The organism is Pseudomonas sp. ATCC PTA-122608 (assembly GCF_001952855.1).
Lineage (GTDB): Bacteria > Pseudomonadota > Gammaproteobacteria > Pseudomonadales > Pseudomonadaceae > Aquipseudomonas.
The window spans coordinates 34,912-57,823 of sequence record NZ_LPNO01000035.1; the positions used below are offsets into that span (position 1 = coordinate 34,912).

Here is a 22,912-nt window from a genome sequence, read left to right on the forward strand (position 1 = left end):
CCCAAAAAACGGATATGTACTCCGAGCCAAAAGCCGGACCCATTTCAACACCTCTTATGGTCATTTATGGAAAAGTCAAAGTATCGAAAAGCAGGATTGGCCCTGGTGTTGACCGTCGCAGCGGGCCTGATTATCTACACCGTGCAGGCCCCGGCAGACGCGCCGCAATACCTGACCGCCACCGCCGAACGCAGTGACATCGAAAACGCCGTCCTGGCCACCGGCTTGCTCGAAGGCGTCAAGCAGGTCGACGTCGGTGCCCAGGTCTCCGGCCAGCTCAAATCCTTGAAGGTAAAGGTCGGCGACAAGGTCAAGAAGGGCCAATGGCTCGCCGAAATCGACCCGTTGATCCTGCAAAACACCCTGCGCAAAGCCGAGGTCGACGAAGAAAACCTTCAGGCCCAACGCCGCGCCACCGCGGCTCAACTCAAGGAAACCAAATCCGTCTACGAGCGCTACCAGGGCCTGCAAGAGGACGAATCCGTGTCCCGCCAGGACTTCGAAACCGCCGAGTCCAACTACGAGGTACAGCGCGCCAATCTGATGTCCCTCGACGCCCAGATCAAAAGCGCCCACATCCAGATCGACACCGCCAAGATCAACCTGGCCTACACCCGCATCGTCGCGCCGATCGACGGCGATGTGGTGGGCATCGTGACTCAGGAAGGCCAAACCGTGATCGCCAGCCAACTGGCGCCGGTCCTGCTTAAGCTGGCAGACCTGGACACCATGACCGTCAAGGCCCAGGTCTCCGAGGCCGACGTGATCCACATCAGCCCCGGCCAGCAGGTGTATTTCACCATCCTCGGCGAGGCCGACAAACGCTACTACGCCAAACTGCGCGGCACTGAACCGGCCCCGCAAAACTTCCTCGAAACCCAGACCGCCGGCACCCCAAAACAAAACACCGCGGTGTTCTATAACGCGCTGTTCGACGTACCCAACCCCGACCACCGCCTGCGCATCGCCATGACCGCCCAGGTGCGGATCGTGCTCGACACCGCCAAGGCCGCACTGACCGTGCCGGTGGCCGCACTCGGCCCGCGCAATGCCGACGGCAGCTTCCCGGTGCGGGTGCTGGACGCCAAGGGCAAGGCCAACACGCGACAGGTGAAGACCGGCATCAACAACAACGTCAAGGTGCAGATCCTTGATGGCCTGGCCGAAGGCGACAAGGTGGTGATCGGTGATCCATCGCCCGCCGTGGCGGGGGCTGATTGATGACTCAGCCACTGCTGGAACTTAAAGGTATCGTCCGCAGTTTCATGGCCGGTGACCGCGAGTTCATTGCCCTCAAGGGCATCGACCTGACCATCAATGCCGGAGAAATGGTCGCGATCACCGGGGCCTCGGGCTCGGGTAAATCGACCCTGATGAACATTCTCGGCGGCCTCGACTACGCCACCGCCGGCAGCTACAAGATCAATGGCATCGAAACCCGCACCCTGGGGGATGAGCAACTGGCCGAACTGCGCCGCGACTACTTCGGTTTTATCTTTCAGCGTTACCACTTGCTGGCGCATTTGAGCGCGTTGCATAACGTGGAAATGCCGGCGATTTATGCCGGTACGCCGGAAACCGCCAGGCATAGCCGCGCCGGAGAGTTGTTGGCTCGCCTGGGTTTGTCGGGGCACTTGACCCATCGGCCGAGCCAGCTTTCCGGCGGCCAGCAACAGCGGGTGAGTATCGCCCGGGCCTTGATGAACGGCGGCGAAGTGATCCTCGCCGATGAACCCACCGGGGCTCTCGACACCCACAGCGGCAAGGAAGTGATGCGCATCCTGGCCGAGCTGCACGCCGCCGGGCACACCGTGATCATCGTCACCCACGACCCGAAAGTCGCGGCGAATGCCCAGCGGATCATTGAGGTGCGCGATGGCGAGATCGTCAGTGACCGCGCCAATGAGAGCGTCGGCCTTGACCTGCCCACCGAAGCGCCCATCGAGCCCAAGCGCAGCGGTGCGCGCAAGTTGGTGGCCAGCCTCGGGCTGTTCAAGGAGGCCTTCAACATGGCCTGGGTTGCGCTGATTTCCCATCGCATGCGCACCTTGCTGACCATGCTCGGCATCGTCATCGGCATTACCTCGGTGGTGTCGATCTCGGCCATCGGTGAAGGCGCGAAGCGCTATGTGCTCAAGGACATCCAGGCCATTGGCAGCAACACCATCGACATCTTCCCCGGCAAGAGTTTCGGCGACAGCCGCGCCTCGGCCATCGAGACATTGTTGCCGTCGGATGTGGAGGCACTGAACCAGCTGTATTACGTCGACAGCGCCACACCGGTGGTGGGGCGCAACCTGTTATTGCGTTACGGCAACATCGACCTGGATGCCCAGGTCAATGGCGTCAGCGACCGCTACTTCCAGGTCAAGGGCCTGAAGCTCGAAGCCGGGATTACCTTCAGCGAAAGCGACGCCCGGCGTCAGGCCCAAGTGGTGGTGATCGACCACAATACGCGCCATCGGTTGTTCGGGCCCGGGGTGGATCCGTTGGGCCAGGTGATCCTGGTGGGCAGCCTGCCGTGCACGGTGATCGGGGTGACGGCGGACAACAAAAACATGTTTGCCGCCAGCAAGGCGTTGAACGTGTGGGTGCCGTATGAGACGGCGGCCGGGCGGCTGTTGGGCCAGCGCCATCTGGACAGCATCACCGTGCGTATCAAGGACGGCCAGCCGAGCAAAGTGGTGGAAGAGAACGTCACCAAGCTGATGTTGCAGCGCCACGGCACCAAGGATTTCTTCACCAACAACCTAGACAGCATCATGCAGACGGTGCAGAAAACCAGCCGCTCCCTGGCGTTGCTGCTGTCGTTGATCGCGGTGATTTCGTTGCTGGTGGGGGGCATCGGGGTGATGAATATCATGCTGGTGTCGGTGACCGAGCGCACCCGTGAGATCGGGATTCGCATGGCGGTGGGCGCGCGGCAATCGGATATTCGCCAGCAGTTCCTGGTGGAAGCGGTGATGGTCTGCCTGATTGGTGGGATGATCGGCATTTCGCTGTCATTCGCCATCGGCTATCTGTTTTCGTTGTTTGTGAAAGAGTGGGAAATGGTGTTTTCCCTGGGGTCGGTGGTGACGGCGTTTGCGTGTTCAACGTTGATCGGGATTGTGTTCGGGTTTGTGCCGGCGAGGAATGCGGCGCGGCTGGATCCGATTGAAGCCCTGGCCCGAGATTAAGCCGGGTAGAGATCAAAATGTGGGAGCGGGCTTGCTCGCGAATGCGGTGGATCAGTTACACCTGTATTGACTGACACACCGCATTCGCGAGCAAGCCCGCTCCCACATTTGTCCTGCGGCGTTCTAGAAAGTGGCGTTTTCTTCTGTGGAGTACATCCACCGCATCAACGAATGCCGGCCACTGATGCCCATCTTGATCGCCGCCCGCTTGAGGTAGCTTTCGATGGTGTTGACCTTCAACGCCAACTGCTCCGCCAGTTCCGGTGCGGTACGCCCGGCCAGCAACCCCACGCACACCTCCAGCTCACGGCTGGACAGGGCCAGCCCCGATTGCGCGAGGCGTTCTTCAAAGCGCCGGCGCAAGGTGTCGATGCCTGGTTGCTGCGGCGCTTCACTGTCGGGGCCGCAGGGTTGCAGGGCGCTGATGTGGTTTTCAACCATCGGCAGCAGCAAGGAGGAGAAGTCTTGCAGGATGATCCGCTCCTGCTGGGAAAAACTTTCGGAGGGGTTCGAGCGATACACCGACAGCACGTAGCTGACGTCATCCTTGCGCCGGGTCAGGTGCAATTGTGCGGCGGCCTGGGCTTCGTCGAGCCCGGGCGCCGGGTCGGTATACACCGGGCTGATCCCCAGCATTCGCGAACTGCCGGCTTTGCGCGGAGCGTGTTCCCTTGGGCTCACGGGCATTTGGGTGATGTGCGTGGCGTCGACCGCCAGTTGGGTGAGGATCAGGTCATGCAGCATGCGCGGGAAATGTCGGCTGCCGGTGCTGGCGATGACTTTGCCAATGTGGGGAAACAGGTGTGAGTTCATCATTTCATCCATGAGTTTCAATGAGGGCGGCGTACAGGGCAGTGATCTCCATGACTGCCGCCTCGTATGCTAGTACAGGCTTTCGCAAACGGGCCAATGAATGGATCAAATTTTTTGCAGTGCAGGGCGCAACGGGAAAAGCCCGACCTTTTCAGGCCGGGCTATTGGTAAACGTCGCGCCTGGTTATGAATTTACCTCAAGCGTGATGAACGTTTTGCTGCACAACCCTGGATTTCGGTTTCAGGGCACAGGCGTGCAGTGCCTGCTCAACGTCCGCCAACAGATCGGCGACATCCTCAAGGCCCGCCGACAGCCGCACCAACCCTTCGGAAATCCCGTGGTGGGCGCGTTGTTCCGGGGTGTAGGTGGAGTGGGTCATGCTGGCTGGGTGCTGGGCCAGTGACTCGGCGTCCCCCAGGCTCACCGCCCGGGTGAACAGCTTGAGGGCGTTCATGAATTGCCGGCCCATCTCGATGCCGCCCTTGAGTTCAAACGCGATCATGCCGCCGGACTGCTTCATCTGCCGGGCGGCCAATTCGTATTGGGGGAAGGAACGCAAGCCGGGGTAAGTCACCCATTCCACCAAGGGATGGGCCTGCAAGGCTTTGGCGATGGCCAGGGCGTTGCTGCAATGGCGGTCCATGCGCAGGGCCAGGGTCTTGAGGCCGCGCATCAGCAAGGCGGCATCCTGAGGCGACATCACCGCACCGGTCAGGTCCTTGAGCCCTTGCAGGCGAATGCGCTGGGCCAGGGCCTGGCTGCTGACGGCGATGCCGGCAGTGATATCGCCGTGGCCGCTGAGGTATTTCGTCGCCGAGTGCACCACCACGTCGGCACCCATTTCCAGCGGGCGTTGCAGGTAGGGCGTGCAGTAGGTGTTGTCCACCACCACCGTGATGCCGGGTTGCTGGTGGGCGATTTCGGCGACGGCGGCGATGTCCACCAGTTGCAGGTTGGGGTTGGCCGGGGTTTCGAAATAGATCATGCGCGTGGCCGGGTTGATGGCCTCGCGCAGGGCGGCCAGGTCGGTGAGGTCGACGTGGCGCACCTTGATGCCGAATTCGCCGATGCCGTGATGCAGCAGGGCGAAGGTACAGCCGTAGAGGGTCTGGCTGACGATGATCTCGTCGCCGGGACGCAGCAGGGTCCAGAACGTCGCGGCAATAGCGCCCATGCCGGAGCTGAAGGCTACGGCGGCTTCGCCGTTTTCCAGGGTGGCCATGCGCGCTTCCAGCAGGGCCAGGGTGGGGTTGGAGATGCGGGTGTAGAAGTGCCCGTTCTCTTCACCGGCAAAGCAGGCGGCACCGTATTCGGCGGTGGGGAAGGCGAAGGTGGCCGATAGATAGATGGGTGGCACGAGGGCGCCGTGGTGGTCCTGGGGATCGTAGCCGTGGTGGATGGCACGGGTGGAAAAGCCGAACGTATTGTGTTTATTTTTCATGGTCGGACGCTCCTTATTTCCTACAATGCTATGCTTATAACTGCGGCCGAACGTTCTATAGTTTGCTGGGAAAAGCCGGTAGATTGGTATGAAAAACAATAAAAACGACGTTTTGAGGCAAGGTATGCCCATGAATCTGGATCGGACTGACAAGGCGCTTTTAAACGCCCTGCAGGGCAATGCGCGGTTGACGGTGGCGGAGTTGGCGGAGCGGGTGTCGCTGACCACTTCGCCGTGTTGGCGGCGGGTGAAGAACCTTGAGGACAGCGGGGTGATCGGGGGGTATCAGGCGATCTTGTCGCCCAAGGCGCTGGGGTATGGGGTGACGGCGTTTGTCAGCATCATGATGGACACGCACTCGCGCGAAGTTGCTCGGGCGTTTGAGCAAAGGTTGCTGGAGATTCCCGAGATTGTGGCGTGTCATAACGTTTCGGGGCGGTATGATTTTTTGTTGGAAGTGGTGGCGAAGGATTTGGAGTCGTTTGGGGAGTTTGCGCGGGAGGTGTTGCAGAGTTTGCCGTGTGTTAAGGAGATTTATTCGAGTTTTTCTTATAAGTCGGTGCGGCCGTTGCGGGTGATTCCGCTTCCTGAGTGATTGACGGTGTACATATCCGTTATTTAGGTAGCGGCCACTTATGGTTCCGCTCTTACAGCGGGTCACTTTTGGCAAGCGCCCCAAAAGTAACCAAAAGGTCTTTGCCCCACCACTCGGTGCCTCGCCTKGGCTCGGCATGCCCGCACTCCGGCACGGCTCCGCGGGCCGCCGCGACGGGCCATCCATGGCCCGGCGCGGCTAAATCGGCTTCCCTGCCGATTTACCCGCTCCACCGTGCCTACTTGCGGCCATCGTGGTTGACGGGGCCTGCAGATCAAGATCACAAGCAGATCAAAAGCAGAGCACAGCGGCCTACCGGCCGGCTTGAGTGTGGTGAAGCAGAGGCAAGATCCAGAGCGAAAGCAGGGCTGCTTTTCTGTAGGAGCGAGCTTGCTCGCGAAAAACCTGAGACCGCCGCGTTGAATCAGGATGCCCGCGTCATCGTTAACGACCTTCGCGAGCAAGCCCGCTCCCACATTTGGACCGTGCCCGCTTTAGCTTCTGATCTTGCTGTTGCTGTTGCTCCACCACACTCAAGCCGGCCGGTAGGCCGCTGTGCCCTTGATCTGCTGTTGATCTTGATCTTAGGCGCCCCGTTAAACCACGCTGGCCGAACGCAGGCAGTACGGAGCGGGTAAACCGGCAGGACGCCGGTTTAGCCGCGACGGGGCAGGGACGCCCCGTCGCGGCGGCCCGCTTCGTGCTGCCGGAGTGAGGGCACACCGAGCCCAAGCGAGGTGCCGAGTGGTGGGGCAAGAGCGTTTTGCTTACTTTTGCGCTGTTCAAAAGTGAGCCGCTGTAAGAGCGGAACCATACGCGGCCGTTACCTAAATAACGGATATGCCCCCAACCCCAAAGACGCATACGTCATCCAACGTATTCCCCGCCCAACCCCATCCCCACGAGACTGCTCCCACAGCCAAGCCACCTCCGGGAGCACCTCGATGACCGACACCCTGATCAAAGTCGACCTCAACCAACCCGTCACCGAAAACGAGCAAATCCACAACCGTTGGCACCCGGATATCCCGATGGCCTGCTGGGTCAAACCCGGCGATGATTTCATCCTCGAAACCTACGACTGGACCGCCGGCGCTATCAAGAACAACGACGACGCCAGCGACGTGCGCGACGTCGACCTCTCCACCGTGCACTACCTCTCCGGCCCGGTGGGCGTACACGGCGCCGAACCCGGCGACTTGCTGGTGGTCGACCTGCTCGACATCGGCGCCAAAGCCGACTCCCAGTGGGGCTTCAACGGCTTCTTCTCCCGCCAGAACGGTGGCGGCTTCCTCACCGATCACTTCCCCAGCGCGCAAAAAGCCATCTGGGATTTCAAGGGCATGTTCACCAGCTCCCGACACATCCCGGGCGTCAATTTTGCGGGCCTGATCCACCCCGGCCTGATCGGCTGCCTGCCCGACCCGGTGATGCTCGCCGACTGGAACCGCCGCGAACAGGAACTGATCGACACCAACCCAACCCGCGTCCCACCCCTGGCCAACGCCCCGCTGGCCGCCACCGCACACATGGGCAAACTCAAGGGCTCGGCTCGTGACGACGCCGCCGCCACCGGTGCCCGCACCGTGCCGCCCCGCGAGCATGGCGGCAACTGCGATATCAAGGATTTGTCCCGCGGTTCGAAGATCTATTTCCCTGTCTACGTCAACGGCGCCGGCCTGTCGGTGGGGGACTTGCACTTCAGCCAGGGCGACGGCGAAATCACCTTTTGCGGCGCCATCGAAATGGCCGGCTGGGTGCACATGAAGGTCGAGCTGATCAAAGGCGGTATGGCCAAGTACGGGATCAAGAACCCGGTGTTCAAGCCAAGCCCGATCACCCCGAACTACAAGAACTACCTGATCTTCGAAGGCATCTCTGTCGACGAACAGGGCCAGCAGCACTACCTCGACGTCAATGTCGCCTACCGTCAGGCCTGTCTGAATGCGATCAATTACCTGACCAAGTTCGGCTACTCGCCGGCCCAGGGCTATGCGCTGCTTGGTTCGGCGCCGGTGCAGGGGCATATCAGCGGCGTGGTGGACATTCCCAACGCCTGCGCGACGTTGTGGCTGCCGACTGAAATCTTCGAGTTCGACATCAACCCCAACGCCAACGGCCCGACCCAATTCCTCGACGGCAGCATCGACCTGCCCATCGCACCGGACCTGTAGCCATGCCGACTTATGAATACGCCTGTGAGTCCTGCGGCACCTTCACCATGCTGCGGCCGATGGCCCAGCGTCACGAGCCCAGCCAGTGTCCGTATTGCGACAGCCCCGGCGGGCAGTTGCTGCTGTCGGCGCCGGCGCTGACGACGCTGTCGGCCAGCCAGCGCAAGGCGATTGCCGGCAACGAGCGCAGCGCCCATGCGCCGCAAACCGTTGGTGAGTATCAGGAGTCGCGCAAGCACCCGGCAGGCTGCAGTTGCTGTGGCAGCAGTAAACCGGTGGTGCCAAGCAAGGCCAACCCGCTGGGGCTCAAGACCAAGACCGGGCCACGGCCCTGGATGATCAGTCACTGACCGAGGAGATTCGCAATGCGCCATGGCGACATATCCAGCAGCCCGGACACGGTCGGCGTTGCTGTCGTGAACTACAAGATGCCGCGCCTGCACAGCAAGGCCGAGGTCATCGATAACGCGAAGAAGATTGCCGAGATCATTGTCGGCATGAAGCAGGGTTTGCCCGGCATGGACCTGGTGGTGTTTCCCGAGTACAGCACCATGGGCATCATGTACGACCACGACGAGATGATGGCCACCGCCGCGAGCATTCCCGGCGAGGAGACGGCGATTTTCTCGGCGGCCTGTCGCCAGGCCAATACCTGGGGTGTGTTTTCCCTGACCGGTGAGCGTCATGAAGAACATCCGCACAAGGCACCGTATAACACGCTGGTGTTGATCAATAATCTGGGGGAGATCGTCCAGCGTTATCGCAAGTGCATTCCGTGGTGCCCGATCGAGGGTTGGTACCCGGGCGACCGCACCTACGTGTGCGACGGACCCAAGGGTATGAAGATCAGCCTGATCATCTGCGACGACGGCAACTATCCGGAGATCTGGCGCGACTGTGCAATGAAAGGTGCCGAGCTGATCGTGCGTTGCCAGGGCTATATGTACCCGGCCAAAGAGCAGCAGGTGCAGATGTCCAAGAGCATGGCCTGGGCCAATAACTGCTACGTAGCGGTGGCGAATGCGGCGGGGTTCGACGGGGTGTATTCGTACTTCGGGCACTCGGCGATCATTGGTTTTGATGGCCGCACCCTGGGGGAGTGCGGCGAGGAAGAAATGGGCATTCAGTACGCCCAGTTGTCGGTGTCGCAGATCCGCGATGCGCGGGCCAACGACCAGTCGCAGAACCATCTGTTCAAGCTGCTGCACCGTGGCTACACCGGCATGCATGCCTCGGGCGACGGGGACAAGGGCGTGGCAGATTGTCCGTTCGAGTTCTATCGCACCTGGGTGCTGGACGCGCAAAAGGCCCAGGAAAATGTCGAGGCATTTACCCGCAGCACCGTGGGCGTCGCTGAATGCCCGGTGGGGCAGTTGCCCCATGGCGGTATAGAAAAAGCGGCGGGTTGAGGCATGCGGTTTACCTTTGAGCCGGCTCAGGTCATGGCCTTGCTGCGCAGCCGTATCGTCGGCCAGGACGCGGCCCTGGCCCAGGTGGAAGGGCTGCTCAAGGTGGTTAAGGCCGACATCGGCGAGCGTGATCGGCCGTTGAGCGTCAACCTGTTCATGGGGCCTACCGGGGTCGGCAAGACGGAAATCGTCCGTCTGCTGGCCCTGGCCTTGCACGGCCGCGCCGACGGTTTTTGCCGTATCGACATGCACACCCTGGCCCAGGAGCATTACGCCGCCGCCCTGACCGGAGCACCACCAGGCTATGTCGGCAGCAAGGAGGGCATCAGCCTGTTCAACAGTGAGCTGATCCAGGGCAGCTACAGTCGCCCCGGCATCGTGCTGTTCGACGAGCTGGAAAAGGCCAGCCAGGAAGTGGTGCGCAGCCTGTTGGGCATCCTCGAAAACGGCCAGCTGACGTTGACGGGCGGCGCTCGCACGCTGGACTTTCGCAACAGCCTGATCTTCATGACCAGCAATATCGGCGCGCAACAGGCGCGCCGCCATCGACGGCGGTTTGCCCCGTTGCGCTGGTTGGGGCGCGGGGAGGCGGCGGTACTGGAGGACGCCTTGCACAGCCATTTCGAGCCGGAATTTCTCAATCGCATCGACCGTATCCTGATGTTCGAGCCCATCGACCATCAGTGGCTTGAAGCACTGCTTGAGGTGGAACTCTGCAAACTCAATCAACGCCTTGCGGTACAGCAGCGGTCGCTGGTGCTGGATGAGTCGGCACGGGCCTGGTTATGCCGCGACCATGATGTACGGTTTGGTGCCCGCGCCTTGGGCCGCCGATTGCGAGTAGAGCTTGAGCCGGCGATTGCCGAGTGCCTGTTGCGTGATCCGGGTGTGGGCTCCATGGGTGCGACTGCCATCAGTAATCGTTTGGTGGTTTCGCAACGAGCGGCTTGCAACAAATAAAATTCAGGCTAATATGACCCGGGTAAAACAATATATTCCGGGTAAAAGTCATGAGCGCATCACACTGCACCGCCTTTCTTGGCCACCAACGCGTGGCCGCCGGCTCTTATGCCGACGTCGCCAAAAACCTGAAAAGTCTCGACCTGTCGACCGGCAGTTTGTTGGTGTTTGATGACGCCAGCGGTGTTCAAGTCGACTATCCCTGGCCAGCCGGTTATGCACCCCAGCAGTCGACAGTCGCGGTGACGGAGGCCGAAGTGCCAGTGTCACCTACCGTAGGCCGCCCGAAGCTGGGCGTGGTCGCACGTGAAGTGACCCTGCTGCCACGGCATTGGGAATGGCTGGGGCAACAACGCGGCGGCGCCTCGGCGGCCTTGCGCCGGCTGGTGGATGAAGCGCGCAACGCCCATGCCGAGCACGATGAGCGACGCCATGCCAAGGAATCCAGCTATCGTTTCATGAGCGCCCTGGGCGGCGACCTGCCGGGTTTTGAAGAAGCCTCGCGGGCGTTGTTTGCCCAGGACGGCGCTGACTTTTCCAACAAGATTGCGCACTGGCCGGTGGATGTGAAGTTGTACCTGGCCTGGTTAACACGCAACGCTTTCCCTGCCTAATTGCATTGAGATCCGAACCTTCATGGAAGTCACCCAGCAACGCCCGTTGTGGCAGATCTACCTGATCTTTCTGGCACCCATGGTGCTGTCCAATTTCCTCCAGAGCTTTTCCGGCACGCTGAACGGTATCTATGTCGGGCAGATGCTCGGTACCCAGGCGTTGGCGGCGGTGTCGGGGATGTTCCCCATCGTGTTTTTCTTTATCGCCCTGGTGATCGGCCTGGGGGCGGGCGCTTCGGTGTTGATCGGCCAGGCGTGGGGCGCGCAGGAAACCTCGATGGTCAAGTCGATCACCGGCGCCACCCTGACCCTTGGCGCTCTGATCGGGGTGATCGCGGCGGTGCTGGGCAGCGTGTTTGCGCGCCCGGCGATGCAGGCGCTGGGCACACCGGTGGATGTGCTGGATGACGCGGTGGGTTATGCGCAGATGATGATGCTGATCATGCCGCTGCTGCTGGTGTTCATCCTGTTCACCCAACTGCTGCGGGGCGTGAGTGACACGGTGTCGCCGTTGCTGGCGCTGGTGGTGTCGACCACCGTGGGCCTGTTGCTGACCCCGGCACTGATCAAGGGCTGGCTGGGTTTGCCGCCAATGGGTATTCAGAGCGCGGTGTTGGCGGGGTTGGTGGGTAATGCACTGGCGATGACGTTTCTGGTGCTGCGGTTGCGGCATAAAAACCACGTGATGGCGCCGGATCGCGAGTTGATGGCGGCGTTGCGGCTGGACCGGGTGATTTTGGGCAAGGTGCTGCGTATTGGTCTGCCGACCGGGTTGCAGATGGTGGTGTTGTCGCTGTCGGAGTTGGTGATTCTGGCGCTGGTCAACAGCCATGGTTCCCAGGCGACGGCGGCGTATGGGGCGGTGACGCAGATTGTCAACTATGTGCAGTTTCCGGCGTTGTCGATTGCGATCACGGCGTCGATTCTTGGGGCGCAGGCGATCGGGGCGGGGCGGCTGGAGCGGATTGGGCCGATCCTGCGTACGGGGATTTTGATCAACCTGTGCCTGACGGGTGGGTTGATTGTGTTGGGGTATGGGTTGTCGCATTGGTTGTTGGGGTTGTTCATTACCGACGTGGATGCGCGGGTCAAGGCTGAGCATTTGTTGCATATCATGCTCTGGAGCATTTTGGTGTTTGGGTTCCAGGCGGTGGTGGGCGGGATCATGCGGGCCAGCGGTGTGGTGCTGGTGCCGGTGGGGATTTCGATCGTTTGCGTGTTGGGGGTGGAGTTGCCGGTGGCTTATCTGCTGAATGCGCGGTTTGGGTTGGAGGGGGTTTGGATGGCGTTTCCGGTGACGTATCTGGCGATGTTGGGGTTGCAGACGGCGTATTACCGGTTGGTTTGGCGGCATAAGCAGATCAAGCGGTTGGTGTGAGGTTTTTTTGGGGGGGGGCGGGGAGTACATATCCGTTATTTAGGTAACGGCCACTTAGGGTTCCGCTCTTACAGCGGGTCACTTTTGAAAAGCGCAAAAGTAACCAAAACGCTCTGCCCCGCCTGTCGGCGCCTCGCTAGGGCTCGGCGTTCCCTCACTCCGGCATTGCTACGCGGGCCGCCGCGACGGGCCATCCATGGCCCGGCGCGGCTAAACCGGCGTCCTGCCGGTTTACCCGCTCCGCACTGCCTGCGTTCGGCCTCGGGCTGAATGGGGCAGTCAGATCAAGATCAACAGCAGATCAACAGCAAGAGCACAGCGGCCTACCGGCCGGCTTGAGTGTTAGAAGCAGAGGCAAGATCCAGAGCGAAAGCAGAGCTGCTTTTCTGTGGGAGCGGGCTTGCTCGCGAAAAACCTGAGAGCGCCGCGTTGAATCAGGATGCCCGCGTCATCGTTAACGACCTTCGCGAGCAAGCCCGCTCCCACATTTGGACCGTGCCCGCTTGAGCTTTTGATTTGGCTGTTGCTTCACCACACTCAAGCCGGCCGGTAGGCCGCTGTGCTCTTGATCTGCTTTTGATCTTGATCTTAGGCGCCCCGTTAAACCACGCTGGCCGAACGCAGGCAGTACGGAGCGGGTAAACCGGCAGGACGCCGGTTTAGCCGCGACGGGGCAGGGACGCCCCGTCGCGGCGGCCCGCTTCGTGCTGCCGGAGCTGAGGGCACACCGAGCCTAGGCGAGGTGCCGAGTGGTGGGGCAAGAGCGTTTTGCTTACTTTTGCGCTGTTCAAAAGTGAGCCGCTGTAAGAGCGGAACCCATAGTCGCCGTTACGAAAATTACGGATATGTACCCCGACCCACCCCCCGCAACTCCCTGGTGAAATAACGACTCGGCACCTCACCCAACACACGCTTGAACACCGTCGCAAACGCACTCGGGCTGCTATACCCCAAATCCAGCGCCACCCTGGTCACCGGTTCCCCATTGCCCAGCCGCACAATCCCCGCCAGCAGGCAGGCTTGCTGGCGCCACTGCAGGTAACTGATACCCGTGGCCTGACGAAACTGCCGGGTAAACGTCCGGCGGCTCATCCCCGCGCCGAGCGCCATGGCATCAATGCTGACCTCCAACGAAGGCCCAGCCAGAAACTCTTCGCAAGCCTTCGCCAACCGCGGCTCGGCGGGCAACGGTGCACACAGCGGCAACAGCGGCATCCGGGCAATCTCGTGCAGCAGCAAGCCCATCAAATAGCTATCTCGGCCACCCATCGCGTAACGCGCAGGCACCTCCACGGCCTTTTCCAGCAACTGCCCGAGCAGTGGCGACACATCCAGTACCTGGCACGTTTGCGGCAACTCCAGCCGCCGCGCCGCCTGCGGGCGAATGTAGGTGTTGAGCATCGTCACCGGCCCGCGCATCAGCATGGCATGGGACACATGCGGCGGCACCCAGATAGCACGGCGTGGCGGCACTACCCAATTACCGGTGGCGGTATACACGGTGATCACACCGCAGCTGGCATAGGCAAACTGCCCGCGCGGGTGCGCGTGGTCGGGGAACAGCTGGCCGTCGGCATAGTCGATGGCGGTCACGACCACGTCACGTGGGGTGTTTTCGTAGGGATGAATATCGGGCATGGCCTGATTCTAGCCTTTGTTGACCCACAATCGCAGGCGGGCCATCACGGTTTGCGAAAAAATCTGCCGGATGCACGGCCTTTTGTCGTGCCAACCCGCAAATGGACCCCATCACCATGAAACACAAACACCTGTTATTGGCCGTCCTGGTGACGGCCGTGTGGGGATTCAACTTCCCCATCACCAAGCTGGGCCTGGCCGAGATTAACCCGCTGTTACTGACGGCCCTGCGTTTCACCCTGGCTGCGTTGCCTTGGGTGTTTCTGGTGAAACGCCCCCAGGTGGCGGTGAAGTGGCTGGCGGCCTATGGCTTGATCTTCGGCGTGGCGATGTGGGCCTTGATCAACCTTGGGATCGCCATGGGCGTGCCGCCCGGCAGCGCGTCGTTGCTGATCCAGTTCAGCGCATTTTTCACCGTGGGCTGGGGCGTGCTGCTGTTTCGTGAAAGCCTGTCCCTGCCGCAATTGATCAGCGTCGCGCTGGCGGCCATGGGCTTGGTGGGCATGCTGTTGAGTGTGCAGGGCACGGCCACGATGCTGGGGTTTGCCTTGGTGCTGTTCAGCGCGTTGGCCTGGAGCATCGGCAATATCATCATCAAGGTCTCCGGGGTGCGGGAGATCTTTGCGTTCGTGGTCTGGGCCAGCCTGTTTGCACCGTTTCCGCTGGTGCTGTTGACGTGGCTGCTGGACGGCTCGCAAGCCTTTATCGCGTTGCCTGCTCAGTTGAACGGCGTGGCGTTGTTCTCGCTGGCGTTCCAGGTGTATGGCGCTACGCACTTCTGTTACTGGGGCTGGAACCTGTTGTTGCGCGAATACCCGGTTTCCCGGGTGGCGCCCCTGTCACTGCTGATCCCGGTGTTTGGCATCGTCAGCTCAATGCTGATTCTGGGTGAGCGTCCCGGGGTTTCCCAGTGGCAGGCCATGGGGTTGATTCTGTTGGCCTTGATCGTGGGAATGAAGAAGGGGCGCTCGTTGTGGGTCAGGCAGGGCGGTCACGCTTGAGCAGGCCATAGAGCGCGCTGTCCGAGATCTCATCGCCGACCACCCAGCGTTCGCGCAGCAGGCCTTCGCGCACAAAACCGAGGCGCTCAAGCAACTTAGCGGAGCCCAGGTTGCGTGGGTCGATATCGGCTTCAAGGCGGCGCAGCCCGACGGTGTTGAAGCCGTGGTCGATCACCGCGCGGGCCGCCTCGCTCATGTAGCCCTTGCCCCAATGCTGGCGGTTCAGGGTGAAGCCGATTTCGGCGCGACCGCATTGCTCATCCACATTGAACAGGTCGCAACTGCCGATCACCTCGCCGGTGGCCAGCAACTCCACCATGCACACCAGGTCTTCACCGGTAATCGAGGCTTCCATCAGTTGGCCGAAGCGCTCAACGGCCTGGTCGGTGTGGGTCATGGTGGGGAAGGAAAAGTAGCGCATGGCCTCGGGGTCGGACCAGATGGCAAACAGCGCGCGCCAATCGTCCTGATGGGGAGGGCGCAGGCCCAGGCGCTCGGTGGTGAGGAGAACGGGGGCGAAAAAGGGCAGGGTCATAAGGTGCTCGTCCGTGAAAGTCACGGGCGAATGCTGCCGGGATTGCCGGCGTTGTACAAGGGTCAGGAAAAGGCGGTGGCCTCCGGTGCGTGGGCCTGGGCTTTCCAGCTTGCGTATGCGCTCCCACGCCGGAGTCACCCATTCGATCGCTTTCAATCTCGGCAGGTCAACGTGTCCCAGCCAGATGCAACGCCCCAACAAAAATGCACATAGAACGTACATTTCTGGCAGTGCCACTGTCGTTCGTTGACTCCCACACTGTGTCCATCAATTGCCTTTGCAATAAACCATCAAGGCACAACTGAGGAGTCAAGACATGTCGGGTAAATTCAACAACCAAGTAGCAGTCGTCACGGGCGCTTCCACCGGAATCGGCTTTGCGATTGCGCAGGCATTGGTTGCCGAGGGCGCTAAACGTGTCTACATCACCGGTCGCTCGTCGGCAACGCTGGAAGCTGCGGCTGCCAAACTGGGCGGTAAAGCGGTAGCGGTCGTGTCTGATGTTGCCGTTCAGTCCAACCTTGATGCGCTCAAGGCATTGATTGAACAACAAGACGATCAACTGGATGCGGTGTTTGCCAACGCTGGCATATGCGAAAAAAACCCGATCGGCGAAACCACCGAGGCGGCCTACTACTCGATGTTCGACATTAACGTCAAAGGCGTGTTCTTCACGGTTCAGACCCTTTTGCCATTGATGAAAGATGGCGCGTCGATCGTGTTGACTGCCTCCATTTGCTCCAGCAACGGCATGGAAGGCCTGAGTCTCTATAACGCCTCCAAGGCGGCGGTGCGCTCATTTGCCCGGACCTGGGCCAATGAGCTCAAAGGCCGGAAAATTCGTGCCAACGTGCTGAGCCCTGGCTTCACCAGAACACCGTTAATGGACAACGGCCTGAAGATGGACGCGAGCCAGATCGACGCGCTCAGAAGTCATGTAGAGCAAATCGTCCCGCTGGGTTACATGGCCGAACCCGGTGAAATCGCGACATCCGCTCTTTTCCTTGCGTCGGCTGACGCCAAGTATGTCAACGGCGTGGAACTGATGGTCGACGGCGGTCTTTCGCAAATCTGACGGTTACCCAGGTTACGCCCCGAGTTTGTCTCGTTCAACGCAATGGGTGAGTGATGAGAATTGGATTCATAGGTACAGGGAGCATGGGACAGGCCATGTTGCCGCTGCTGGTGCGCGCAGGCCACCGCGTCAGCGTGTGGAACCGCAGCGCCCGGGCGCTGGAAAATGTCGAGGGGGTACATCTCCTGGATACGCCTGCAGCGGCTTTCAGGGAGGAGGTAGTCATCAGCATGCTCGCTGATGACCAGGCCGTTCACGAAGTGCTGCTTTCTTCCGGAGCGCTGCATGGGGCTGCTGAACATTGCACACATGTCGTGATGTCGACCCTGTCACCCTCGCTCATGGAGCAACTGCAAACACTGCACGACCAGTTGGGCCTGGCCTTAGTGGCCGCGCCTGTGTTCGGTGTGCCGGCAACGGCCAGCAAGGGTGAGCTGAACATTCTGGCGGCAGGGCAGGAAGCGGCGATTGCCAGACTTCAACCGTTATTCGATGTACTCGGCAAAAAGACCTGGTACCTGGGCCATCGTCCGGTATATGCCTGTATGGCGAAAATTGCCGGCAACATGATGATCACGCAGGCCATTGAATCCCTCGCCGAGGCAACGGCGCTGACCCAGCTCTATGGGCTGGATGCCGCTCGCTTTGTGGAGCTCATGACCCAAACGCTTTTTGCCTGCCCCAGCTACCAGCGTTACGGGCAGAACATTGTGAACGGGCGCTACGAGCCGGGCTTCAAGCTTGCCTTGGGGCTTAAAGACATCAACCTGGCGATCGCAGCGGGCAGCGACAAGGGTTTGCAATTGCCGGCCGCCGACGTCGTACGCTCCAGAATGATTACGGCGATGGCCAAGGGCCTGGGCAACCAGGATTGGTCGGCGTTTTCCAGCGTCGTCAGATCGCCAGGAAACTCGCGCTGAAGAACGCTGTGGTCATCGTCCACGGCCGTGGCGGCGATGGAATCACCGTTAACGCGGTCTCGCCCGGTACCGGGTTCAGCGCGATTTTTATGCCTGTGTCATTTCGCGGTTTCGCGAATGGATTTGCCAGCACTGGGCAGCGAAACCCATGGCGAACAGGCCGAGCAAAACCAGCAGTGTGGCTACCACGGGTGGGGAGCCGGGGCCGTCGGCCAGCGGGTGGGTAGCGGGTAGCCGGGTCAGGGTTTCGTTGACGCCGGGGACCAGCGACAGGAGAAAGCTGAAAGACAGCCCGAAGCTCGACAGATACGGACGAAGTCTTCCCAGGAATGGCACGCGCCGCACGTAGACGCCGCCAAAGGCTACAAGCAGGATCACGATGCCGAATACGTGCCCGGGGTTCAAGCCTCCCGTGCTGGACACTCCAAAGGAGGTGATAACCGCTAGCGTCAACCCGGCGAGATAGACCTTGCCGGAGCGTGTGAGCGAGTCGATTTTCAGATAGCGGGCGAAGCTGTAGAGGCCTGCAAGAACGGGGACCAAACTAATAACCGTATGAATCGCACCAAGGGACGAAATGGGATGAGTCATGGGTAGCTCTCTGAAGACAAGATAACGAGTCAGCGCAAACCTACTAGTTGGTAGGCTGGCTGTCAAGCAACTGTCTTGGGAGTTGTCGCGGCGGCGCGCGATTGACTTTTGGGTTGGCCGAATTGCTTGCGCAGTTCCCCTGTGAATAGCTGCGCGTGGTCTCGTTACTGACGGTTGGTGGCCCGGTCAGCGGGGAATAACAACGAAAACCGGATGGTCCCAGGCGTTGGCTGTTCCACACTCACCTCACCGCCATGCAGTTGCATGATCGCCGCAACGATCGCGAGGCCAAGGCCGTATGAGTCCGAGCTTTGGTGACGAGAGGCGTCACCACGGTAAAAGCGGTCGAACAGCTTGCGCAGGATTTCATCGGCAAGCACTGGGCCTTGATTTTCCACATCAATGCGCCAGCCGGAGCCGGTCGCCACTACACGCAGCAGGATCTCGCTGCCTTCATCGGCATAGCGAATGGCATTGGCCACCAGGTTGCTCAATGCTCGGCGCAGCAGCAATGGATCGGCGTTGGCCACGCCATCGCCGACGGTCCGCAGGGTGATCTGGCGCTCCTCTGCCAGCCCCTCGAAGTATTCGCAGATGCGCTGGATTTCGTCATTCAGAGACAGCGATTGGCGCTCCACCATCGCCTGCGCTTCGTCAGCCCTCGCGAGGAATAAAATGCTCTCTACGATCCGTGAAATGCGCTCCAGCTCTTGCAGGTTTGAAGCAAGCAGTGTCTGGTACTCGTCCGGGGTGCGTGACTGGCGCAGCGCCACTTGGAAATGTCCCATCAATGAGCCGACCGGCGTGCGTATTTCGTGAGCCAGGTCGGCAGAAAACTGTATCAGGCGCTGGTAACCGTTGGCGAGGCGGTCGAGCATGGCGTTGTAGGCGTCACTCAGTTGCTGCAGCTCAACCGGCGTGTCTGCGCTGTTCATGCGGCTGTCGAGCCGCTGGGGCGTTATGTTCGCCGCGTGCGCCGCCATCTGGCGTAACGGGCGCAGGCCGCGCCGCAGCAGGATGTAGCCGAGCAGGGCGGTGACCAGGAAGGCCAGGCTCACTGCCAGGTAGATACGCTCGCGAAAGGCCTTGAGCATGGCCATTTCCTTATCCATGAGGTGCGCGGCGGTGAGCCGTACATCGCGCCCGCCGGAGGTGGTTTGCACGGTAGCAGCGCGCAGCGGCACACCTGCGTCGGTCATGCCGCTGCGCAAGTCTTCTACGCGCAGCGCCGTGTCCGGAGTGATCACTGGCAGGTCCGGTAGCACGACGCCCAACGGATTGACCTGTATTACGGGCTCCTGGCCAGGCTCTCCGATGATGAAGATGTCGTCTTCGCTGTCGAGCATGTTTTTGAAAATTTGCGGGCTGTCGCGCAGCTTGTCCAGGGCAAGCTCGTAGTGCAGCAGTTTACGAAAGTGATCCAGGCGTCCCATCACCGCATGGTCGGTGTTCATCAGCACCGACGCCCTCATGGATGCGTACAGGTAAAACCCGGCCCCGGCCACTGCGAGCATGGCGACCAGTGAGAACGCCAGCGTCGAGCGCAGGGTCAGGGACGGCTGGCGTCGGCGCCACATGGCCGTACCTCGCACACGTAGCCGATGCCACGCACCGTATGGATCAGTTTGACCGGGTAGGGCAGGTCGACCTTGCTGCGCAGGCGCTTGACGGCGACATCTACCACGTTGGTGTCGCTGTCGAAATTCATATCCCAGACCTCCGAAGCAATCTGTGCCCTGGACAGCACATCGCCTTCCCGGCGCAGGAACAGATGCAGCAAGGCGAACTCCTTGTTGGTCAAGACGATCACTTGCTGCTGGCGGGTGACACGACGACGGACCAAGTCCAACTCCAGGTCGGCAAGGTGAAAGTGATCGATCTCCCGGACCACTCCGCGCCGAAGAATAGTGCGAATGCGTAACAGCAGCTCGGTAAAGGAAAACGGCTTGACCAAATAGTCGTCGGCCCCCAGTTCCAGGCCGCGAATACGGTCGTGCAGTTGGTCGCGAGCCGTCAGGAACAGCACCGGCACGTCTTGCCGTGCACGCAACAGTTCGATGATCTGAAAACCATCGATGCCCGGAAGCATCACGTCCAGCACGATCAGGTCGTAGGGCGTTTCGAGTGCCATGTGCAGGCCGTCGGCGCCGTGCTGGGTCCAGTCGACCTTATAGCCGGACTCGCCAAGGCCTTTTTTCAAGTACTCGCCGGTACTCGTGTCGTCTTCAATCAGCAAAATATGCATTCAGGTGGGCTCGGCTTTCTCTGCCAGGTGCGCAAACTGTGGGGTCCGGAGCAGATACCAGATAGCTACAAGACTTGTATGAAACAAAGTTTAACCAGCTATGGGAAAGTTGCGGGTTACATTTTTGTCATTCGTGGTAAGGGGGCAGCAGATGACAAAAATGTCATCTGCTGGTCATCGTGGAGGCCCGGCTGAGGTTGGAGGATGGATGCACTTAAACCAGTGAGGAATCCCCAACATGAAGCTCAAGAGTGCTCTGTCCACCACGTTTGGTTTATTGATGGTCGGTGCTGCCGCGATCGCAGCCGCAGCTGATATGCCGGTCATCAAACCGTTACGGGGCGTGGTCGAAAGTGTCGACAACAATACCCTGACCTTTACCTCTCGCACCGGTGCCCACCAAACCATCGGCCTGACTGACAAGACCGGTATTGTCAGGGTCTCCAAGGCAGATATTGATTCGATCAAGGCCGACAGCTTTGTCGGTTCGGCAGCCATCCCGCAGTCTGATGGTACGCTCAAGGCGCTGGAGGTCACGGTATTCGAATCCAGCCTTAAGGGCAGCGGCGAAGGTCACTACGGTTGGCAAAATGCCGATGGCACGACGGGCACCATGACCAATGGCACCGTGGGCAAGTTGTCCAACGCCAGCGGCCGCACGCTGACCGTCAACTACAAAGGCGGTGAGAAACAGCTGGTTGTGCCGACGAATGTGCCGATTGCTTATGTCGAGCCTGGTAAGGCCGATGAGTTGGTCAAAGGCGCCAAAATTGTCGTGTTCCCTGCGCAAGACGGCAGCGCGCGCGGCGTTGCGGTCGGTAAAGACGGCTTCCAGCCGCCTATGTAAAACGGCGGCTCTGTGGCAGCGAGGCCCGGCGGCCTCGTTCCCGCAGGCGTCTCCTTGTTTTGGCGGGAGGGAGCAGCATGAAACGAAGTCGTATTCATCCCTGGCCTGTGCGCCTCACCCATTGGCTTAACGCCATTTGTATGGTGTGTATGTTTATGAGCGGTTGGGCGATCTACAACGCGTCCCCGCTGTTTGGGTTCCGGTTCCCAGCTCAGTTGACGGTGGGTGGCTGGTTGGGCGGCTCGCTCGCCTGGCACTTTGCATTTATGTGGTTGTTGGTTATCAACGGCCTTGTTTATGTGCTCTATAGCCTGTTCAGTCGCCATTTTCAGCGTGATTTCCTGCCGGTCACCGTCCAGGCGGTCAAGCGTGATTTGAACGATGCCCTGCATTTTCGGCTGGCCCATAAGACGGGTGTCTACAACGCTGTACAGCGCCTGATGTATGGGGTTGTCCTGGGGGCTGGGGCGTTGGTTGTGGTTTCGGGCGTGGCGATCTGGAAGCCCATCCAGCTGCAGGAACTGGTCGCGTTGTTTGGCGGCTATGACAGTGCACGCTATGTACATTTTGTGGCGATGTCTGCCATTGGCGCGTTTGTCGTCGTGCACTTGGTGCTCGTACTGCTGGTGCCGAAAACCCTGGTGCCCATGATCACAGGTGGCGTACGGCCGATTGAAAACGGGAGGCCCGATCATGAATGAACCCAAAAAAACCACGACCCAGCGCATCAGGCTTGAGCCCGCTCAGCAGCGTCAACTGGAAAATATCCAGCGTCGGCACTTCCTGCGCGGCGGGTTGACCGTCGGGGCCATGGCCATGTTGACCGGTTGCAATTTGCAGGACGGCGACCAGGTGGACAAGGTGTTGTGGGCCATGTCGCGCTGGAACGATCGGGTTCAGGCCTGGCTGTTCAGTGGGCAGAAACTGGCACCGACCTTCAGCAAGGCGCAAATGACCACACCCTTTCCGTTCAACGCGTTCTACGGCGAGGACGACATCCCTGAAGTCGACCTGTCGAGTTATTCGCTGGCCGTGTCTGGCCTGGCCCGGGACAAAGCGCCCTGGACGCTGGAAGGTTTGCGCAAGCTGCCCCAACGTACCGACATCACGCGCTTGATCTGCGTGGAGGGTTGGAGTGCTATCGGACAGTGGGGGGGTGTGCCGCTCAAGACCTTCCTGGAGCACATCGGCGCGGACACTGGCGCCAAGTATGTGGGCTTCAAGTGCGCTGACCGCTACTACTCCAGCCTGGACATGCCGACCGCACTCCATCCGCAGACCCTGCTGGCGCTGGATTACGGCGAAGTCGCACTCCCTCCGGAGTATGGGTATCCGCTTCGAATCCGCGTGCCCACCAAGCTGGGCTTCAAGAATCCCAAGCATGTTGTCGAGATTTTTATTGGAAATGACAATCCCGGCGGCTACTGGGAAGATCAAGGTTACAACTGGTTCAGCGGTATCTGAAGGCTTGACTCCAAACCTACTGGAAGATAGAT

Annotated in this window: 22 protein-coding genes; 15 read left to right on the plus strand and 7 right to left on the minus strand. The window is 60.5% G+C overall.

Annotation, left to right across the window (positions count from 1 at the left end; all coding sequences use genetic code 11):
• The first annotated feature begins 66 nt into the window (after positions 1 to 66).
• Both macA and AU074_RS23245 read left to right on the plus strand, forming a co-directional pair.
• A complete protein-coding gene (gene macA / locus AU074_RS23240; RefSeq protein ID WP_076016695.1) occupies positions 67 to 1,221 on the plus strand; it encodes a macrolide transporter subunit MacA in 1,155 nt (384 codons plus the stop codon).
• Positions 1,221 to 3,179: a MacB family efflux pump subunit gene (locus tag AU074_RS23245; RefSeq protein ID WP_076016696.1), complete on the plus strand. Its 1,959-nt coding sequence runs from the start codon at positions 1,221 to 1,223 to the stop codon at positions 3,177 to 3,179. The genes macA and AU074_RS23245 overlap by 1 nt, the downstream gene beginning before the upstream one ends.
• Before the next feature lie 123 nt (positions 3,180 to 3,302).
• Here the strand turns inward: AU074_RS23245 and AU074_RS23250 are convergent, their stop codons facing one another.
• Positions 3,303 to 4,004, minus strand: a complete 702-nt coding sequence (locus AU074_RS23250; protein WP_076016697.1) for a helix-turn-helix transcriptional regulator — start codon at positions 4,002 to 4,004, stop codon at positions 3,303 to 3,305.
• A gap of 185 nt (positions 4,005 to 4,189) precedes the next feature.
• Positions 4,190 to 5,434 (minus strand): methionine gamma-lyase, encoded by a 1,245-nt coding sequence (locus AU074_RS23255; RefSeq protein ID WP_076016698.1) that lies wholly within the window; start codon positions 5,432 to 5,434, stop codon positions 4,190 to 4,192.
• A gap of 124 nt (positions 5,435 to 5,558) precedes the next feature.
• Here AU074_RS23255 and AU074_RS23260 point away from each other — a divergent pair, with 124 nt between their 5' ends.
• The 7 genes from AU074_RS23260 to AU074_RS23295 all read left to right on the plus strand — a co-directional run bounded on the left by AU074_RS23260 (position 5,559) and on the right by AU074_RS23295 (position 12,564).
• Entirely contained in the window at positions 5,559 to 6,029 is a 471-nt protein-coding gene (locus AU074_RS23260) for an Lrp/AsnC family transcriptional regulator (RefSeq protein ID WP_076016699.1), read from the plus strand.
• A gap of 944 nt (positions 6,030 to 6,973) precedes the next feature.
• A complete protein-coding gene (gene fmdA, locus AU074_RS23270) occupies positions 6,974 to 8,203 on the plus strand; it encodes a formamidase (protein ID WP_076016701.1) in 1,230 nt (409 codons plus the stop codon).
• A gap of 2 nt (positions 8,204 to 8,205) precedes the next feature.
• Positions 8,206 to 8,553 (plus strand): zinc ribbon domain-containing protein, encoded by a 348-nt coding sequence (locus tag AU074_RS23275; RefSeq protein WP_076016702.1) that lies wholly within the window; start codon positions 8,206 to 8,208, stop codon positions 8,551 to 8,553.
• A 15-nt stretch (positions 8,554 to 8,568) separates the two neighbouring features.
• Positions 8,569 to 9,612: an aliphatic amidase gene (locus AU074_RS23280; RefSeq protein WP_076016703.1), complete on the plus strand. Its 1,044-nt coding sequence runs from the start codon at positions 8,569 to 8,571 to the stop codon at positions 9,610 to 9,612.
• 3 nt (positions 9,613 to 9,615) lie between these two features.
• A complete protein-coding gene (locus AU074_RS23285; protein WP_076016704.1) occupies positions 9,616 to 10,572 on the plus strand; it encodes an AAA family ATPase in 957 nt (318 codons plus the stop codon).
• Positions 10,573 to 10,622: 50 nt separating this feature from the next.
• On the plus strand, positions 10,623 to 11,186 hold the full coding sequence (locus AU074_RS23290) for a DUF2239 family protein (RefSeq protein ID WP_076016705.1): 564 nt from the start codon (positions 10,623 to 10,625) through the stop codon (positions 11,184 to 11,186).
• Positions 11,187 to 11,208: 22 nt separating this feature from the next.
• Positions 11,209 to 12,564 (plus strand): MATE family efflux transporter, encoded by a 1,356-nt coding sequence (locus tag AU074_RS23295; protein ID WP_076016706.1) that lies wholly within the window; start codon positions 11,209 to 11,211, stop codon positions 12,562 to 12,564.
• An 837-nt stretch (positions 12,565 to 13,401) separates the two neighbouring features.
• Here the strand turns inward: AU074_RS23295 and AU074_RS23300 are convergent.
• Positions 13,402 to 14,202 (minus strand): helix-turn-helix domain-containing protein, encoded by an 801-nt coding sequence (locus AU074_RS23300; protein ID WP_076016707.1) that lies wholly within the window; start codon positions 14,200 to 14,202, stop codon positions 13,402 to 13,404.
• 116 nt (positions 14,203 to 14,318) lie between these two features.
• On the opposite strand from AU074_RS23300, the gene AU074_RS23305 reads away from it, so the two are divergent.
• A complete protein-coding gene (locus tag AU074_RS23305) occupies positions 14,319 to 15,203 on the plus strand; it encodes an EamA family transporter (protein WP_076017130.1) in 885 nt (294 codons plus the stop codon).
• Here AU074_RS23305 and AU074_RS23310 read toward each other — a convergent pair.
• On the minus strand, positions 15,181 to 15,738 hold the full coding sequence (locus AU074_RS23310) for a GNAT family N-acetyltransferase (RefSeq protein ID WP_083676713.1): 558 nt from the start codon (positions 15,736 to 15,738) through the stop codon (positions 15,181 to 15,183). The genes AU074_RS23305 and AU074_RS23310 overlap by 23 nt on opposite strands.
• 316 nt (positions 15,739 to 16,054) lie before the next feature.
• On the opposite strand from AU074_RS23310, the gene AU074_RS23315 reads away from it, so the two are divergent.
• Both AU074_RS23315 and AU074_RS23320 read left to right on the plus strand, forming a co-directional pair.
• Positions 16,055 to 16,813: an SDR family NAD(P)-dependent oxidoreductase gene (locus AU074_RS23315; protein WP_076016708.1), complete on the plus strand. Its 759-nt coding sequence runs from the start codon at positions 16,055 to 16,057 to the stop codon at positions 16,811 to 16,813.
• A gap of 53 nt (positions 16,814 to 16,866) precedes the next feature.
• Positions 16,867 to 17,733, plus strand: coding sequence for an NAD(P)-dependent oxidoreductase (locus AU074_RS23320; RefSeq protein ID WP_076016709.1), 867 nt, complete (start codon positions 16,867 to 16,869; stop codon positions 17,731 to 17,733).
• An 87-nt stretch (positions 17,734 to 17,820) separates the two neighbouring features.
• On the opposite strand, the gene AU074_RS23325 is transcribed toward AU074_RS23320, so the two are convergent.
• The 3 genes from AU074_RS23325 to AU074_RS23335 all read right to left on the minus strand — a co-directional run bounded on the left by AU074_RS23325 (position 17,821) and on the right by AU074_RS23335 (position 20,569).
• Positions 17,821 to 18,324 carry a hypothetical protein gene (locus AU074_RS23325; protein WP_076016710.1) on the minus strand — a complete coding sequence of 168 codons (504 nt, stop codon included), beginning with the start codon at positions 18,322 to 18,324 and terminating at the stop codon, positions 17,821 to 17,823.
• A 164-nt stretch (positions 18,325 to 18,488) separates the two neighbouring features.
• On the minus strand, positions 18,489 to 19,901 hold the full coding sequence (locus tag AU074_RS23330) for a heavy metal sensor histidine kinase (RefSeq protein ID WP_076016711.1): 1,413 nt from the start codon (positions 19,899 to 19,901) through the stop codon (positions 18,489 to 18,491).
• A complete protein-coding gene (locus AU074_RS23335; RefSeq protein WP_076016712.1) occupies positions 19,874 to 20,569 on the minus strand; it encodes a heavy metal response regulator transcription factor in 696 nt (231 codons plus the stop codon). Before AU074_RS23335 ends, AU074_RS23330 begins: the two co-directional genes overlap by 28 nt.
• A gap of 238 nt (positions 20,570 to 20,807) precedes the next feature.
• Between AU074_RS23335 and AU074_RS23340 the strand changes: the two genes are divergently transcribed.
• From AU074_RS23340 to AU074_RS23350, 3 genes are all read left to right on the plus strand, one after another.
• A complete protein-coding gene (locus tag AU074_RS23340; RefSeq protein WP_076016713.1) occupies positions 20,808 to 21,416 on the plus strand; it encodes a hypothetical protein in 609 nt (202 codons plus the stop codon).
• A gap of 77 nt (positions 21,417 to 21,493) precedes the next feature.
• Positions 21,494 to 22,117, plus strand: a complete 624-nt coding sequence (locus tag AU074_RS23345; RefSeq protein ID WP_076016714.1) for a cytochrome b/b6 domain-containing protein — start codon at positions 21,494 to 21,496, stop codon at positions 22,115 to 22,117.
• Entirely contained in the window at positions 22,110 to 22,880 is a 771-nt protein-coding gene (locus AU074_RS23350; RefSeq protein WP_076016715.1) for a molybdopterin-dependent oxidoreductase, read from the plus strand. Before AU074_RS23345 ends, AU074_RS23350 begins: the two co-directional genes overlap by 8 nt.
• The last annotated feature ends 32 nt before the right edge of the window (positions 22,881 to 22,912 follow it).